Origin of the sequence: Sorangium sp. So ce1504 (assembly GCF_051521635.1) — a bacterium.
Taxonomy (GTDB): Bacteria; Myxococcota_A; Polyangia; order Polyangiales; family Polyangiaceae; genus Sorangium; species Sorangium cellulosum_B.
Window position 1 is genome coordinate 11,403,758 of sequence record NZ_CP150365.1, and the last position, 15,145, is coordinate 11,418,902.

The window sequence follows — 15,145 nt, forward strand, 5'->3', positions numbered from 1 at the left end:
ATGAAGAGGATCAAGCTCAAGCTCCACAGCGACGAGTACCACCTCAGCGCCGTCGGCTTTCTGTTCGAGGACCCGGCGCCCACCGCGGATCCGGCGGGGGTGAGGCCGTTCTCGATCCGCAACACGGTCTTCCCCGAGTTCGATCTGGATCCCGGCAATTACGTGTTCCGCTTCAGGGTCCGGAACGGAAGCGGCAAGTTCCAGATCTTCGCCTTCGATCCCAAGACGAACCAGAGCACCCGCGCCGAATACGACACGTCGAGCGGCGCCGACTGCCTCACGTTCCGTTTCACGGTGGCGCCGTGAGGGGCGCCCTGCTGCTCCAGCGCGCCGCGGCGCTGCTCTCGCTCACGCTGGCCGCGCCCGCGCTCGCCCAGGGCGCGGGGCAGCCGTCGGCTCCCGTGCCGCCGGGCGCAGCGCCCCCGGCGCCCGTCCGGCCGGCCGCCACCGCGCCCGGCGCCCCCACGGCGGCCAGCGCCCCCACGGCGCCGGTCCCGTCTGCCGCGCCGAGCACAGGCGCGGCCGTGGCGCCCGCGCAGCCGGGCCGCGCGATTGCGCCGGTCGCCCCGGCCGCGTCGGGCGCTCCCATCGCCCCCATTGCGCCGCTCGCGCCTGCCGGGGGCGCGGCCATCTCGCCGGCCGCCACGGGCCGCGAGCTCGTCTACCTCGTTCCGGTCGGGATCACGGGCAGCTCCGGGGGCGCGGCGCTCGCGCGGGTCGGCTTCGGCGTGCTGGCCGGGTTCGGCGAGGTGACGGATCCGACGGCATGGGATGTGAGCGCCGTGATCGAGGCCGAGGTGGCGGCCGAGGACGGGCTGGCCACGCTGATCGGGTTCTCCGCCACCGACGATGCGGCCCAGACGCCCACCGGCACCCTGCGCCTGTCCGCCTCGTTCGCGCGGCTCGACTTCGAGGGGGAGGGCAGCTCGGCCCATCCCCCGCTGATCCTCTACGTCGGCGGCGCGGTCGGCCGCACCCGGTTCAGCTACCTGGGTCCGGGCCCCGAGCGGCGCGACCAGAGCCTGCCGCCGACCTACGCGCCGCGCGAGCTCACCGCCGTCCCCTGGAGCGTCGGCGCGGCGGCGGTCTACGTCGGCGAGGGCGGGAAGAAGCTCGCGCCCACGCTCGAAGGGCAGATCAAGTTCGACTCGCGCTGGACCGCGTCGGCGGACACGCTCGAGTGGTGCGAGCCCGCGGGCGACGTCGCCCACGGCGTGGATCCGGTCACCCAGTCCACCACCTTCGTCCCTGCCACCCGCTGCAGGCAGGAGGTGCTCGGCGCGCCGGTGCAGAGCCAGGAGCTCACGATCGCGGCGCACGCCGGGCTCGTCGACAAGGTGGCGAACGCCACGTTCCGCGCGGCGCTCGGCGCGAAGGTGGCGGTCGCGCTCAACGACGAGGCGCCCGCCGATGTCCGCCTCAGCCTGCGCGCCCCGGTCCATGTGACGCTGGCGCGCGCGCCGGTGGGGACGGAGTACCGCGGGCTCATCCGGCTGATGCCAGCGCTCAACGTGATCCGTAGCTCGACCGGAGGGACGGACGTCAGCGGCACGCTCGAGATCGCCTTCCTCGGCCAGCGCGCGATGTTCGCCGACAACTACACCGACCTCTGACGTCGGGCCGCGACACGCCCCTCGCGGCCGCCCCGCCCTCGCCCGCGCAGCGTCGCCGCGGCCTCTCCCGCGAACCCTGCCGCCAGACGCAGCGCCCCGGCCTGGGCGCCTGCCCCGCCCGGCACCTTTCTTGGCCCACCGCGCCAGCATCCGCTACCGACGCACGAGAGCAGCGGAGGTGCACCCGGAAGCAGCATCGGGTGGGCCGCCGCGGCTCGCTAGGGAGACAGCGATGGGCCCGAGCGCAGCGTACAAGGTGGAGGGGCTTGGCGACGGCGTGCCGGCGTCGGGCGGCGCGGAGGGGTGCGGGCAGGGGCAGCTGAGCAGCCTCTGCAGCGCCCCCACGATGCCGTTCACGTCGCACGCCGGCGGCGCGGAGGAGGCACCGGCGGAGTCGAAGCCCTGGTGCATCGACCGCGGCGACTTTCTCGAGGCGATGAGCACGGTCACGCTCTGGCGCGCGCTGGAGCTGGGGGAGCTCCCCCACAGCACGCGCGTCTGGCGCGAAGGGCTCGAGTGCTGGACGCCTGCCGGCGAGGTGAAGGCGCTCGGCTGGACCATTTCCCAGCCGCCCCCGCGCGACGAGGCGCCCGCCCTCTCCGCCGCGGGCGAGGCGCCTGAGTCCACCGGCCCGCTCAGCTTCGCGTTGACGCCGGACGACCTCAGCTCCGTCGCGCCCCGCTTCCACCAGGGCGCCCCCGCGAAGGCGCGCGGCGAGCGCGCCGAGGCCTTCACCCTCGGCCGGTTCCCGCTGTCCGAAGCCGTGCTGCGGCGGGACAGCCCCTCGCAGCCGATTTCTCTTGATATTCCGTCCTGCTTCCCCACAGCCCCCTCGTCCCCGCCCGACACGCTCCCGAGCGCCGTGGCGCCGAGGCCCGGCGCCGCGAAGCCCGGGCTCGGGCCGGCGCGTGGCGAGCGCGACGCGGATCAGACGCCGCGCGGGCGGGTGTCGGGCGCCTGGTCGCGGCTCGCGCGGCGCGCCCGCGTCTCTCGCGGCGCCGCCGGAGCGGCCGCGGGCAGCGCGGCGCTCGTGCTCGTGCTGGGCCTCTCGGTGCTGAGCGTGGTCGCCCCTGAGGCCTCACCTGCGAGGCCTGCGGCCGCGCAGGCTGCGCACCTCGGCGTGGCCCAGGGCGTCGCGGCCGCCGCCGCGCAGGTCGCCCTGCCTGCCCCGGACCTCGCCGCGAGCACCGGCGCTGCGGCGCTTGCCGTGGCGACCCCGGCGCACGACGGCGCGGCGGCCGAAGCGGCCCCGGCGCGCGACGGCGCGGCGGCCGACGCGATCTCGGCGCGCGAGGAAGCGGCCGCGACCCCGGGCGAGGGCACCGGCGCGCCCGCGCTGCCGCTCCACCGGGCGGAGAAGGCCTCGGCGTCCAGCGCGAAGCCGGCGCCGTCGGGTCGCCGCGAGCGCGGGCAGTTCCGCCTGAGGCGAGGCCGATCCGAGGCGGACGCCACGCGCGGCATCAGTTATCCGTCCCGCAGAGCCGACTCATGGATCGGGACGGGTGCCATCCTGCGCGACTCGCGCTAAGGTGCGCGCCGCGCGGCGGTCGGCTCCGTCCCGCAGCACTCCGGCGTCGTTCAAGGGCAGGACGGGGGACTTTGAATCCCCTAATCGTGGTTCGAATCCACGCGCCGGAACCATCGAGCCCCCGCGCCCTCTGAGGGGGGTCATGGCGGTCGATGTCCATCGCGTCGGCGGGGGCGCCTCGGGCGAGGTCGCACCGCCTCGCGGGTGCGTCCTGCGCCGTCACCTGCTCGCTATTGTCTGGCGCGGTCGAGCCGGGGTTGTTTACCGTGGTCTCACCGAGGGCTCTGCGCCTGCCACGCGGCGTGCGCGAGCCCCTGGCTCCTGGAGGACCGGACGGCGTGGCGAGCGATGAAGGGGCCCGCGGACGCGGAGCCCCTACCCATGTAGATGCGAACCGCGGAGGCGGCTCTCCGCCCCCTGCGGGCGCGGAGCTCGGACGCGCGTCGGCGGCGCCGCTCGAGGCGGGCGAGGCGCAGTTCATCGCGCGGCTCGTCGCGCGTGACGAGAGCGCGTTCAACGAGCTCGTGATCATGTACGAGCGCCGCGTGTTCGCGCTCGTCTACCGCATGCTCGGCCGGCGTGACGAGGCCGAGGACGTGTCCCAGGAAGTCTTCGTGCAGGTCTTCAAGGCGATCGATCAGTTCCGCGGCGAATCGAAGCTCTCGACGTGGATTTATCGGATCGCCGTGAATCTCTGCAAGAACCGGACGAAGTACCTCTCGCGGCGGCACGCTGGCGCCCAGGACGACGTCGACGCCATGGCCGAGCGGGTGCCGCTGTCCGCGGCCAAGGGCGTGAGCGTCGGCGACGTGAGCCGCCCTGACGAGCTGGTGGAGGGGATGCAGCTCGAGGCGGTCGTGAAGCGCGCCATCGGGCAGCTCGATCCCGAGTTCCGGGAGGCGCTCATCCTTCGCGACGTGGAGGACATGTCGTACGAAGAGATCGCCTCGGTCACGGGTTTGCCGGACGGGACGGTGAAGAGCCGGATTCATCGCGCGCGCGGCCAGCTCCGCGCGCTGGTCGAGAAGATGATGGGTGAGAAGGTGAGAGGCGGGAAATGAGCGGGGCGGACGACCCGAAGCGTACGGGGCGAGCCGATGAGCCGGCCGCTTCGGGCGCGGAGAGCGGCAGCCGTCCCTCGGCTCCCCCCGTGGAGCGCCCGCCCGCCGCCGCCGCGCCCCTGCGCGACCTTCCCGAGGACGGCGATCTCCCCGAGGACGGCGATCTCCCCGAGGACGGCGACTTGCCGCTCGTCGACGAGCTGGATCTGCGCGAGCTGGTCCGAGGGGCGATGCGTCCGCCGCCCGCGGCGCCGCCGAGCCTTCTCCGCGGCGTGCAGCGCCGGATCCGGGTGCGCTCGCGGGGGAAGTTCTACGGCGACGGCTGGAGCACCGCGCGTTCGCCGCGCTCGACCTACCTGATGACGAGCCTCTTCATGCTCGCCCTCATCGCCTTCGTCTTCCTGGTACTCATTCCCTGGAGCGGCGGCGCCCTGCCCTGATCACCGCCGCCGAGCGGCGGTCACTGGGTCCAACGAACGAGGACGCAGGTCACGTTATCGGGCCCGCCGTTCTCGTTGGCGCGCTCGATCATCTTGGCGGTCGCGACCTGGATGTCCTGATGCTCCGTCAGGATCTGCGTCATCTCCAGGTCGCTCACCGGGCCGGAGAGCCCGTCCGAGCAGAGGACGTACGTGTCGTTCAGCTGCGGCACCTCGAAGCGGGTGTCGACCTTGACCGTGTCCTTCATCCCGAGCGCGCGCACGATCACGTTCTTGTGCGGGAAGTTCGCGATCTCCTCGGGCGTGAGCCGCTTCATCTTGATGTAGTCGTTGAGGAGCGAGTGGTCCTCGGTGAGCATCTCGAGCCGGCCCTCGCGGAAGCGGTAGACCCGGCTGTCGCCGACGTGGGCGACGTAGACGCCGTCGTTCGCCGTGAAGATGCCGACGAACGTCGTCCCCATTCCCCGCTTCTTCGCCTCGCGCTGCGCGGTCTCGTAGATCCGCAGGTTGGCGAGCTTGATCCCCGTGATCAGCCGGTTCTCTTCGTAGCCCTTGGACCGGTCCATCTTGTAGGGCCAGGTCCGCTCCGGGTCGTCCTGCGTCTGGGCGAAGAAGTCCTGCATCGCGTCGACCGCCATCTTCGACGCGACCTCGCCCGACGCATGCCCCCCCATTCCATCGGCGACCATGAAGAGGCCGTACTCCACCATGATGCCGAAGTTGTCCTCGTTGTGGTTGCGCTTGCGCCCGACGTTCGTCTCGCCGGCCACTTCGATTCGAAACGTTTGGGACACGGATCACCCGATCGATGGCCCCGCGCGAGGCGCGAGGTTGAATGAGAACCGCGAGCGCGCCCGTCCGAGCCGCTCGAGCCCGATCCTGGAGGTTCGGTTGACGGGGTGTCAACCGGATCGGGCCCGAGCGCCGAGCTTATAGAATCCGCGCGCGGCCCCGCATCAGTTTTTTCTTACTTGCGGTACTCCTCGGTCGACTTGCCGCTCGAGCTCGGCGGCGGGAGCTCGGCCTCCGGCCGCTTCGCCGCGGGGGCCGACGGATCCGGCGCAGCGCGGAGCACGACCGTGACCTGCCGGTACTTCCCGCGGCTCAGCAAGGTGAGCGGGACCTTCTCGCCGACCGCGTGCGTCCGGATCGCGTCGGAGAGCGCCTCGGGGCTGGTGACGGGCACGCCGTCGACGGCGAGGATCATGTCGCTCTCCGCGCGATCGCCGCCCGTCAAGCGGGCCTCGTCCGCAGGGCTCTCGGGGTGCACCACGGTGACCCGGACCCCCTTCGCGACCGGCGCCGCCGCGCTGACGCCCTGGATCCCGAGCCACGCCGCGGGCGGCACGGCGTCCTTCGGCACCGCGCGAAGGAACGCCCTGACCGCGCTGATCGGCACGCCGAAGGCGACGGGCGTGCAGGGCTTGCCCTCGTTCGGGGCGCAGCCGCGGCCCAGGATCGCGACCACGCGGCCGTCCTCGTCGATGATGGGCGCGCCCAGATCGAGCGGCGAGACGCGCGACCCGAGCTCGATCGCGCGCTCGAGCGGCCGGTCGTCGCCGCCGATCAGCGTCCGGTGCGATCGCAGCACGAGCGCGGTGGCCGCGACCTTGCCGCGCGCCGCCGAGAACGAGCGGATCTGCGCGTCCGGCCGCACCGGATCGCGCGACGAGGCGGTGAGCCCCTCGGCCCACTTGCCGGTCTGCGGCACGAGCAGCGCGAGATCCCACACGCGGTCGTGGTGGCCGAGCTTCACCCGCACGGTGGTCCCGTCGGCGAGGCGCGCCGTGAGGTCGTTGCCCGCGCCGAGCGGCGAGAGCGCCGTCAGGATGCGCCCGTCGCCGGCGAGCGCCGCGCCGAGGCCGACGACCTGCCCGCCGCGCTCGATGACCACCACGCCGCGCGCGGCGCGCTCCTCCACCGGCGGCTCCGCCTTGTCCTTCTCGGCCGGCCCCCCCTTCGGCTCGGCGGCGACCGCCTTCTTCTCCTTCCCGCCCGCGCTGGCCCGGGTCGGGAGCACCACCCGCTTGCCGGCCGGCGGGGCTTCACCCTCCCCCTGAGCCTGCGCCTCGCCGGGCGCGCCCTGCGCGAGCGCCGCGGGGGCGGCGAGCGCTGCGGCGGCGGACACGGCAGCGGCGAGCGCCAGCGACCGTCTCCATCGCTTCACACGCGACCTGTCAACGGGATCGCTCGGCGCCGCGCCCCGGGGCGCGGCGGCGTTTGTGACACCAGGCGGGCTTGTCTCGTTCATAAGCGCGGCTCCTGAGGCGACGGCCGATTCTGCTGCGGCGGGGATCGCATTGCAAAAGGCAAAGGCCGGACCGCGCTGTACCGTGGGATCGGGCACCGGAGTCCGCCGGGGGCGGGGGGCGAAAAAAAAATCCGGTCACGAACTCGGGGGACGGGGGCACATGGCCGGCGATGAGGCAGCGATGGCAGCTGGGTTAGCGCTCGTTGGGTCGGAGGGCGACGCGCGGGCCGACGAGGCGCGCGCGATCGAGGGGCTGATCGGGGCAGGCGACTTCCGGGAAGCGCTGTCGCGGTGTGCGAAGGCCTACGCCATGCCGCTGGGCCGGCTGTGCATGGCGTTCACGGGGTCGCAGGCCGAGAGCGAGGAGCTGGTGCAGGAGACGCTGCTCGCGGCGTTCGATGCGTTCCCGCAGTACCGCGCCGAGGGGAGCGTGCGGGCCTGGCTCTTCGGGATCGCGCGGCGCCTCTGCGGGCGGCACACAGAGCTCAGGGCGCGGCGCGAGGCGCGGCTGCGCCTCGTTCACGACACCCGGCCGCGGCCCGACGCGAGCGAGCTCGCCGCGGAGCGCGAGCGGGCCGAGCGCGCCCGCGCCGCGCTCTCGCGGCTCAAGCCGAGCGAGCGCGAGGCGGTGGTGCTGCGCTTCGAGGCAGGCCTCTCCTTCAAGGAGGTGGCCATCGCGTGCGGGATCGACGAGGCGGCGGCGCGGAAGCGGGTGAGCCGCGCGCTTTCGCGGCTCAGGGCCGAGCTGGGCGAGGAGTGAGGGCGATGGGCGCGACAGAGACGGGTTCGGTTGGGCTTTGCGACGAGGTCGAGGAGCAGCTCGCGGAGGTGCTCGACGGGACGGCGCGGCCGGCGCTGTACGAGCACATCGCCGGCTGCGACGCGTGCCGCGATCTCCGGCACGACGCAGCGCGCGCCGCGGAGGTCGCCGCGGCGGCGGGCGCGGACTTCCGGCCGGCAGACGGATTCGCAGACGCGCTGCTCCGGCGGCTCGAGGCGGCGCGCCCCTCGGAGGGCGCGACGAGCGGCGCGGTCCTAAAGGTGGCGGCCGACGAGCAACACGGCGCCGCAGGCGCGCGATCCGGCGTGACCGAGGGGCGATCGGACATCGCCGAAGGGCGATCGGACATCGCCGAGCAACGATCGGACATCGCCGGGCAACGATCGGACGCGGCCGAAGGGCGATCCGACATCGCCGAGCAACGATCGGACACGGCCGAAGGGCGATCCGACACCGCTGAAGCCCGATCCGACATCGCCGAAGGGCGATCCGACTCGGCCGACGTCCGATCCGGCACCACCGAAGAGCGTTCCCCTACGCCCAGGCCGCGTTCCGACACTTCCGGAGCGCGATCCGGCGCGGCCGAGGCGCGCACGGGCGGACCGCGCTCCACGATGCCGGAGCGAACCGCGCCGGCAGCGCGCCGCATGGCCTTCGGGCGGCGCTCGGCCTTCGCCGCCGCCGCCCTGGCCGCGGCGGCGGCGGTAGCGGCGGGGGTCGCCCTGCGGCGCGGCGGCGAAACGACGGCGGCGTCCGTCGCCGCGGCGGCCGGGGCGCCGTGGTCCGGCAAGGTCGCCTCGGTGTCGCGCGCGTCGGCCGACAGGTCGGGCGGCCTCGAGGCGTGCGACGCCGCGGGCGCCTGCGCGCCGCTCGCCGCGGGCGCCGCGCTCCCGGAGGGCGCGACCCTGCGCACCGACGCGCGGACGCGCGCCCACCTGTCGCTCGCGGACGGCTCCGCGCTCGCCATCGACCGCGGCTCCCGCGTGTGGATCGCCGGCGACGGCCGCCGCGCGCGCGTCGACGAGGGCGCCGTCGTCCTCGACGTCACCCCGGCCCCCGGCGCGCCGCCCGCGCGCATCGAGGTGCCGCACGGCCAGATCGAGGTGCTCGGGACCAAGCTCGCGATCACCGCGGGCGCCGCGCGCGCCTCGGTCGAGGTGGCCCGCGGCGCCGTGCGCGTCACCGGCGAGCGCGGCGAGCCCGTCGAGGTGCGCGCCGGCGAGGAGGCGACGCTCGCGAAGGGCGCCGCGCCCGAGGTCGCGAGCGCGACGTCGCTCGCCGACACGCTCGAGTGGAGCGACCGCTCCGCCGAGGAGGCCGACGCCCCGGCGCTCCGCGGCCTCGGCGAGCTCAGGGCGCGCAGGCCGGGCGCGACGCAGGAGAAAGAGCGGGCCGTCCGGCTCGCCAGGCACGCCGTCAAGGTGCGGATCGTCGACGTCGTCGCCAGGACCGAGATCGACGAGACCTTCGCCAACGACACCGACGAGGAGCTCGAGGGCATCTTCCGGTTCCCGCTCCCGCCGGGCGCGCAGATCGAGCGGCTCGCGCTCGAGGTGGACGGCAAGCTCGTCGAGGGCGCGTTCGTCGATCGCGATCGCGGGGCCGCGATCTGGCGCGGCGTCCTCCAGAACGCCGCCCCCAAGGCGCCCAAGCCGCGCGAGGAGATCATCTGGGTCCCCGGCCCGTGGCGCGACCCCGCGCTGCTCGAGTGGCAGCGGGGCGGCCGGTTCGAGCTGCGCATCTTCCCCATCCCGAAGCGCGGCTCGCGGCGCGTCGTGCTCACCTACACGCAGCTCGTCGAGCAGGCCGGCGGCGTCCGGCGCTTCACCTACCCGCTCGCCCACGACCAGAGCGGCACGACGAACATCGGCGACTTCTCGCTCGACGTGCAGGTGCTCGGCCACGACCGGGAGTTCGGCGTCGCGACGCGCGGCTACGATCTCGCCGCCGCGCCCGCGGACGGCGCGGCCGACCGCCGCACGCTGGAGGCCCGCGGGTTCACGCCGGCCGGCGACCTCACGGTCGAGTACGCGCTCCCCGATCGCGACCGGCCCGTCACCGCCTGGGCCTACAGGATGCCCCCCGCCCCGGCGCCGGCCACGCCACCCGCGGCCTCCCAGGCGCGGCGCGGCGCGGCCGGCGCGGCCGGAACGTCGAAGCGCGACGGCGCGGAGCACGAGGCCTCCCTCGCCGCGGCGCAGGCCATCGCGAGCGACACGTCGCCGTACGTCGCGATCGCGATCCGGCCCCGGCTCCCCCGGTGGCAGGAGTCGACCTCGCGGCGCCACGCGATCGTCGTCGACTCGAGCCGATCCATGGTCGGCGAGCGGTTCGCCCGCGCGACGCGGCTCGCCTCGTCGCTCGTCCGCGAGATGGACCGGCGCGACGAGGTCGTCGTGCTCGCGTGCGACACCCTCTGCCGCTCGCTCGGAGACGCCGGCCAGGGCGGCGCCGCGCGCCCCATGGCCCCCGGCGCCGCCTCGGCGGGCGAGGTCGAGCGCTTCCTCGGCGGCATCGAGCCCGACGGCGGCAGCGATCTCGCCGCGGCGATGATCGCGGCGCGCGCGGCCGCCGGCCCGCTCGACGGCAAGGAGCTCCGGATCATCTACCTCGGCGACGGCACGCCCTCGGTCGGCCCGACGCGCCCCGCCCACATCGAGGCCGCGGTGCGCGGCGCGGTCCCCGCGGACGGCGCCGCCGCGGTGGTCGCGGTCGCGCTCGGGAGCGACGCGGACACCACGTCGCTCAGGGCGCTCGCGCGGGGCGGCGGCGGGGTGATGGTCCCCTACGTGCCCGGCCAGAAGGTCGCGAGCGCGGCGCAGTCGGTCCTCGGCGCGGCGTACGGCCTCGCGCTGCGCGATCCCGAGATCGAGCTCCCGCCCGGCCTGACCCAGGTCACGCCGGCGCGGCTCGACCCGATCCGCGCCGGCGGCGAGGCGCTCGTCGTGGCGCGGATGAGCTCCGGGGCCGACGTGAGCGGCGCGATCCGCCTCCGCGGCCGCGTCTCGGGCGAGCGCTTCGAGCAGAGCTACCCCGTCAACATCGTCGCCACGACCGGCGCGGGCAACGCCTTCGTCCCGCGCCTCTACGCCGCGGCGAAGATCGCGGAGCTCGAGGAGACCGGCGGCGACGCGCAGAAGCCCGCCATCATCGAGCTGTCGCGGCGCTTCTCGGTGGCGAGCCGGTTCACCTCGCTGCTCGTCCTGGAGAGCGAGGCGATGTTCAAGGCGTTCGGCCTCGATCGGGACGGCATCACCTCCGCCTTCACGGGCGAGGAGCAGGCCGAGCGCGTGAGCGCGAGCGCCGAGGGGGAGGAGCCCGGCGACGCGGCGGACGAGGGCGCCGAGGAGAAGGGCGACGCGCTCGGGGCGGGCCTCGGCCTGTCGGGCAGCGGCAGGGGCGGCGGCGGCTCCGGCTGGCCGGACGCCGCGCCGGCCGCGAAGGCGGAGTCTCGCACGTCGGCCGGCGCCCGCCCGGCGTCGCCCGCCAAGCGACGATTCCAAAAGTTCGATCCCCTCTCGGGCTCGCTCGACGACATGCCGGCGCCGGCGCCGGCGCCGACGGCCGCCGCGCCCGCGGAGCCGAAGCCGGCGCCCCCGCTGGACGAGCGCGCCCGGAGATCGCGCGACGACGGCCTCGTCGCCGCCGAGGAGTGGTCGCGCCCGCCGCCGTCGCGGCGGATGATCCCGATGCGCCGGGTGTTCGATCGCAAGGTGAGCTTCGACGCGACGAACACGCTCGCGCCCGAGAGCGCCGCGAAGACCGCGGCCGCCGAGGCGGCGCTCGCGGCGGCCCCGGACAGCCGCGACAGGACGGCGGGCCTCTACGCGCTCTACGCCACGACCGGCCGCCTCGGCGAGGCCCAGGAGCTGACCGCGCGCTGGAGCGGGCGCGACGCGCTCGATCCCGACGCGCTCATCGCCCGCGCCGACCTCGCGGCGCGGCAGGGCCAGCGCGACCGCGCCGCGCGCATCCTCGGCGGCCTCGCCGACGTGCGCCCCGGCGACCGGGCCACCCAGGCGCGGCTCGCCGAGCTCTGGGACGCCGCGGGGCGGCCCGCGTTCGCGTGCCAGCACCGGGTGGCGCTCGCCGACCTCGCGCCCGCCGACGCGAAGCTCGTCGCCGCCGCGATCCGGTGCGCCGGCGAGGGCGGCATGAGCGAGCTCGCGAGCCAGCTCCGCCTCGACGCGACCTCCGCCCTCCGCGCGGAGATCGACCGGCGGCTCGCGCAGCCGGACGCGGCGCCGGCCGCCGACCTGCCCGGCGACGTGCGGCTCAGCGCCGAGTGGACCGGCGGCGCCGACCTCGACCTCTCCCTCATCGACGCGCAGGGGCGGCGCGTCTCGTGGATGGGCGCGACCCTCCCGTCGGTGGGTGTGCGCTCGCGCGACGCGACGAGCACGCGTTCGGAGTCCCTCGCCCTGCGGAGCCTCCCCAAGGGGAGCTACGTCGTCGAGATCGCGCGCGCGTCGGCCGAGGAGGGCGCCGGCGCCTCGAGCCCCGGGGCCAGCGCGCCGGGCCCGGTCCGCGGCGAGCTCACCCTGCGCCTCGCGGGAGAGACCCGCAAGGTGCCCTTCACGCTCGACGGCGCGCGCCTCGAGCTCGGCACGGTGCGCGTCTTCTTCACCTCCCGCCTGGTGCCGGTCGACGGCCTGGCGGCCCCGCCGTTCTGAGGAAACTGACGAAACTGACGAAACTGACGGAACGGACGAAGACGAACCTGACGGGACCGACCTCCGCCCACGCGCGGAGGCCCTCTCTTGCGCACCCCTCCCTTCACATGTCCTGAACGACCCTCGCAGCGCGCTTCCGTAACAACCTTTTCAGCGCCCCCCCGGGCGCGCTCGCCCGGGGATCGAGCGGCCCTCCCGCCGCGCTCGTGTCGGGCGGAGATACCCGATACAGTTTCGACATGAATCCGCTCGTCCCGGACTTCATCCTCGAACAGGACGCCGAAGGGCAATACGCGGGAGCGGTCGACGCGGCTGTCCTGCACGTCTCGCTGCCGGCGATCGTGGAGCTCGCCGAGCAGATGATCGCGCGCCAGGCGCTCGATCCGGACGCGCTGCGCTCGTTCTTCGATCCGCTGTTCGAGGCCGTGCACCAGTCGGGCGGGTTCGTCGCGACGCTGTCGCCCGCCGGCGGGTTCACCGCGCTGTTCCCCGATCGGCCAGGGCGCAACGTCACCCGGCACGCCCGCAGCGCGGCGCTCGCGATGCGGCGCAGCCTCTTGGAGCTCGCGGCGCGGCGCACGCTGGGCGCCGGGGGCGCGCAGACGCCGTTCAGGATCGGGCTCGCCTGGGGCACGGTCCACTGGACGATCGTGCGCATCGCCCCGGATCGCGCGTACTTCCTGATCTACGGCCCCGCGATGGAGGCCTGCCAGGCGACCGACCGCGGGGGGGACGACAGCGAGCTCCACCTCGATCGCAGCTTCCGCGAGCGGCTCCCCGCGGCGAGCGCGCGGGAGAGCGTGGCGGAGCTCGACGAGGCCGATCTCCTGAGCGGCCCCCCCTCGCTGACGATCACGTCGGCCCCGACGGACGCGGACGTCGAGGCGTTCCTGCCGCCGGGCGCGGGCGATCTCGCGCCGGAGGGCGAGATCCGCGAGGTGACGACGGTGTCGGTCTCGCTCGATCGGGTGGAGAGCCCGACGGAGCTCCTCCAGCAGCTGCACGAGATCTCGGCGATGTACGGCGCGACGTTCGCCGGCATGACCGTGACCGAGCGCGGCTTCGGCGCGCAGTTCTACTTCGGCGCGCCCGTCGCGCACGAGAGCGACCACGATCGCGCCCTCGACTTCGCGCTCGAGCTGAAGAGCAACGGCCTCGGCGTGCCCCGGCTCGCGGTGGGCGTCACCCGCGCGCGCTGCCTCGTCGGCTTCTTCGGCGCCGTGGGCCGCCGCGAGTTCGCGTGCGTCGGCCGCGCCATCCACCTCGCCGCGCAGATCGCGCGGAAGGCCGCGCCGTCGTCGATCTGGGCGGACGAGCGGGCGTTCCGCGCGGGCGAGGCGAGCCACCAGTGGTCGACGGAGAACATCTTCCGGTTCGACGGGTTCGATCTGCCGATCCTCGTCTACTCGCTCGAGCGGCGGCGCATCGCGGTGCAGGAGGAGTTCTACGACCTCGGCCCCATCGGCCGCGAGGTCGAGCTCGGGCGGCTCACGCAGGCGCTCGAGCCCCTGTTCACCGGGCGCTCCGCGGGCGTCGTGTACATCCTCGGCGAGGCGGGCATCGGCAAGAGCTACCTCGTGCACAGCTACCGCCACCAGCGCGCGCAGCTCATGGACATGCGCCCGCTCCTGTGGATCGAGGCCCGCTGCGATCAGACGCTGAGGACCCCGCTCTACGCGTTCGAGTTCGCGCTCAAGGAGTACCTCGGGATCTCGTCGGAGCTCGGCCAGCGGGCCAAGGAGGCGGGGCTCGATCTCGCGCTGGAGCTGCTCCTGGAGCGGCTGCCCGAGAGCTGGACCGAGGTGCGGGCCGGGATCGACAGGTCGCGCGAGGCGCTCGCGCGGCTGCTCAGGCTGCGCGGCCAGGAGGCGGGGGCCGAGGCCGGGGGGCGCGACGAGGTCCTCGGGGCGCTCGCCGCGCTGCTCGTCGCGGAGAGCTCGCTGCAGCCGGTGGTGGTGCACCTCGACGACGCGCAGTGGGCCGATCGGACGTCGCTCGAGGCGGTGCGCGCGATCACGGCCGCCTGCAGGGACCTGCCGCTGGCGGTGATCTGCTCGGCGCGGCCGGCGGCGTCCTCGGGGGAGGGCGTGGACGCCCGCATCCCGCTCGACGCCGGCATCCCGTCGCAGGCGATCGAGCTCGCGCCGCTCCCGGCGGAGCGGCTGCTCGCGCTCGCGGAGCCGTTCTTCGGCGGCCCGCTCCCCACGATGCTCGGGTCGCTGCTCGGCCAGACCGCGGGGGGGAACCCGTTCTTCGCGCAGGAGATCCTCGCGTACTGGCTGGAGGACGGGCGGTACGGGTCGGCCCACGACGCCGCGCGCTCGAGCCGGTTCATGCCGCCGCGGACCGTGAACAGCCTGCTCGTCGCGCGGCTCGAGCGGCTCGAGCCGCGGACGCGGCAGACGGTGATCTCCGCCGCGGTGCTGGGGCGCGAGTTCGACACGCGCGTGCTCGCCCGGATGATCCCGGACGCCTCGGCGCTCGTGGATCACCTGCGCTTCGGCGAGGCGCAGCGGATCTGGTCGCGGATGGGGGAGCACCGCTTCGAGTTCTGCACGGTGCTGATCCGCGACGCCGCGTACGGGATGCAGCCGAAGGAGACGGCGGAGCGGCAGCACCGCCTCGCGGCGGAGGCGATCGAGGCCGTCTACGACGACGATCTCGAGGATCAGCGCGCGGCGCTCGACAGCCACCGGCGGCTCGCGGGCTGAGCGCGCCCGGCCGTTCTGGCCGGCGGGGCGCGGGCCGTACGTGGGCGGTACGTGCAAGCGCGTGGAACCCCCTCGACGCCGCTTTCG

Annotated in this window: 10 protein-coding genes and 1 tRNA gene; 9 read left to right on the top strand and 2 right to left on the bottom strand. The window is 74.8% G+C overall.

The genetic code is table 11. The features are described from left to right. From WMF39_RS42920 to WMF39_RS42945, 6 genes are all read left to right on the top strand, one after another. Positions 1-306: a hypothetical protein gene (locus WMF39_RS42920; RefSeq protein WP_437742229.1), complete on the top strand. Its 306-nt coding sequence runs from the start codon at positions 1-3 to the stop codon at positions 304-306. Then, positions 303-1,613 (top strand): hypothetical protein, encoded by a 1,311-nt coding sequence (locus tag WMF39_RS42925; RefSeq protein WP_437742230.1) that lies wholly within the window; start codon positions 303-305, stop codon positions 1,611-1,613. The genes WMF39_RS42920 and WMF39_RS42925 overlap by 4 nt, the downstream gene beginning before the upstream one ends. 232 nt (positions 1,614-1,845) lie before the next feature. Further along, positions 1,846-3,141, top strand: a complete 1,296-nt coding sequence (locus tag WMF39_RS42930; protein ID WP_437742231.1) for a hypothetical protein — start codon at positions 1,846-1,848, stop codon at positions 3,139-3,141. A 39-nt stretch (positions 3,142-3,180) separates the two neighbouring features. After that, positions 3,181-3,254 (top strand) — tRNA-Gln (locus WMF39_RS42935). Between the two features lie 225 nt (positions 3,255-3,479). Next, positions 3,480-4,202: a sigma-70 family RNA polymerase sigma factor gene (locus WMF39_RS42940; protein ID WP_437742232.1), complete on the top strand. Its 723-nt coding sequence runs from the start codon at positions 3,480-3,482 to the stop codon at positions 4,200-4,202. Continuing rightward, positions 4,199-4,642, top strand: coding sequence for a hypothetical protein (locus tag WMF39_RS42945; protein WP_437742233.1), 444 nt, complete (start codon positions 4,199-4,201; stop codon positions 4,640-4,642). Before WMF39_RS42940 ends, WMF39_RS42945 begins: the two co-directional genes overlap by 4 nt. Before the next feature lie 20 nt (positions 4,643-4,662). Here the strand turns inward: WMF39_RS42945 and WMF39_RS42950 are convergent, their stop codons facing one another. Both WMF39_RS42950 and WMF39_RS42955 read right to left on the bottom strand, forming a co-directional pair. Continuing rightward, positions 4,663-5,436: a Stp1/IreP family PP2C-type Ser/Thr phosphatase gene (locus WMF39_RS42950; protein ID WP_012240508.1), complete on the bottom strand. Its 774-nt coding sequence runs from the start codon at positions 5,434-5,436 to the stop codon at positions 4,663-4,665. A gap of 173 nt (positions 5,437-5,609) precedes the next feature. Further along, positions 5,610-6,809: a S1C family serine protease gene (locus tag WMF39_RS42955; RefSeq protein WP_437742234.1), complete on the bottom strand. Its 1,200-nt coding sequence runs from the start codon at positions 6,807-6,809 to the stop codon at positions 5,610-5,612. A gap of 265 nt (positions 6,810-7,074) precedes the next feature. On the opposite strand from WMF39_RS42955, the gene WMF39_RS42960 reads away from it, so the two are divergent. The 3 genes from WMF39_RS42960 to WMF39_RS42970 all read left to right on the top strand — a co-directional run bounded on the left by WMF39_RS42960 (position 7,075) and on the right by WMF39_RS42970 (position 15,058). Next, entirely contained in the window at positions 7,075-7,653 is a 579-nt protein-coding gene (locus WMF39_RS42960; RefSeq protein WP_437527665.1) for an RNA polymerase sigma factor, read from the top strand. 5 nt (positions 7,654-7,658) lie between these two features. Next, a complete protein-coding gene (locus WMF39_RS42965) occupies positions 7,659-12,347 on the top strand; it encodes a VIT domain-containing protein (protein WP_437742235.1) in 4,689 nt (1,562 codons plus the stop codon). A gap of 239 nt (positions 12,348-12,586) precedes the next feature. Then, entirely contained in the window at positions 12,587-15,058 is a 2,472-nt protein-coding gene (locus WMF39_RS42970) for an AAA family ATPase (protein WP_437742236.1), read from the top strand. Positions 15,059-15,145 lie beyond the last annotated feature (87 nt).

Excerpts from the sequence above, each read along its gene's own strand:
- WMF39_RS42945 (WP_437742233.1), top strand. The coding sequence starts at position 4,199 with ATGAGCGGGGCGGACGACCCGAAGCGTACGGGGCGAGCCGATGAGCCG.
- WMF39_RS42960 (WP_437527665.1), top strand. The coding sequence starts at position 7,075 with ATGGCAGCTGGGTTAGCGCTCGTTGGGTCGGAGGGCGACGCGCGGGCC.
- WMF39_RS42965 (WP_437742235.1), top strand. The coding sequence starts at position 7,659 with ATGGGCGCGACAGAGACGGGTTCGGTTGGGCTTTGCGACGAGGTCGAG.
- WMF39_RS42920 (WP_437742229.1), top strand. The coding sequence starts at position 1 with ATGAAGAGGATCAAGCTCAAGCTCCACAGCGACGAGTACCACCTCAGC.
- WMF39_RS42970 (WP_437742236.1), top strand. The coding sequence starts at position 12,587 with ATGAATCCGCTCGTCCCGGACTTCATCCTCGAACAGGACGCCGAAGGG.
- WMF39_RS42930 (WP_437742231.1), top strand. The coding sequence starts at position 1,846 with ATGGGCCCGAGCGCAGCGTACAAGGTGGAGGGGCTTGGCGACGGCGTG.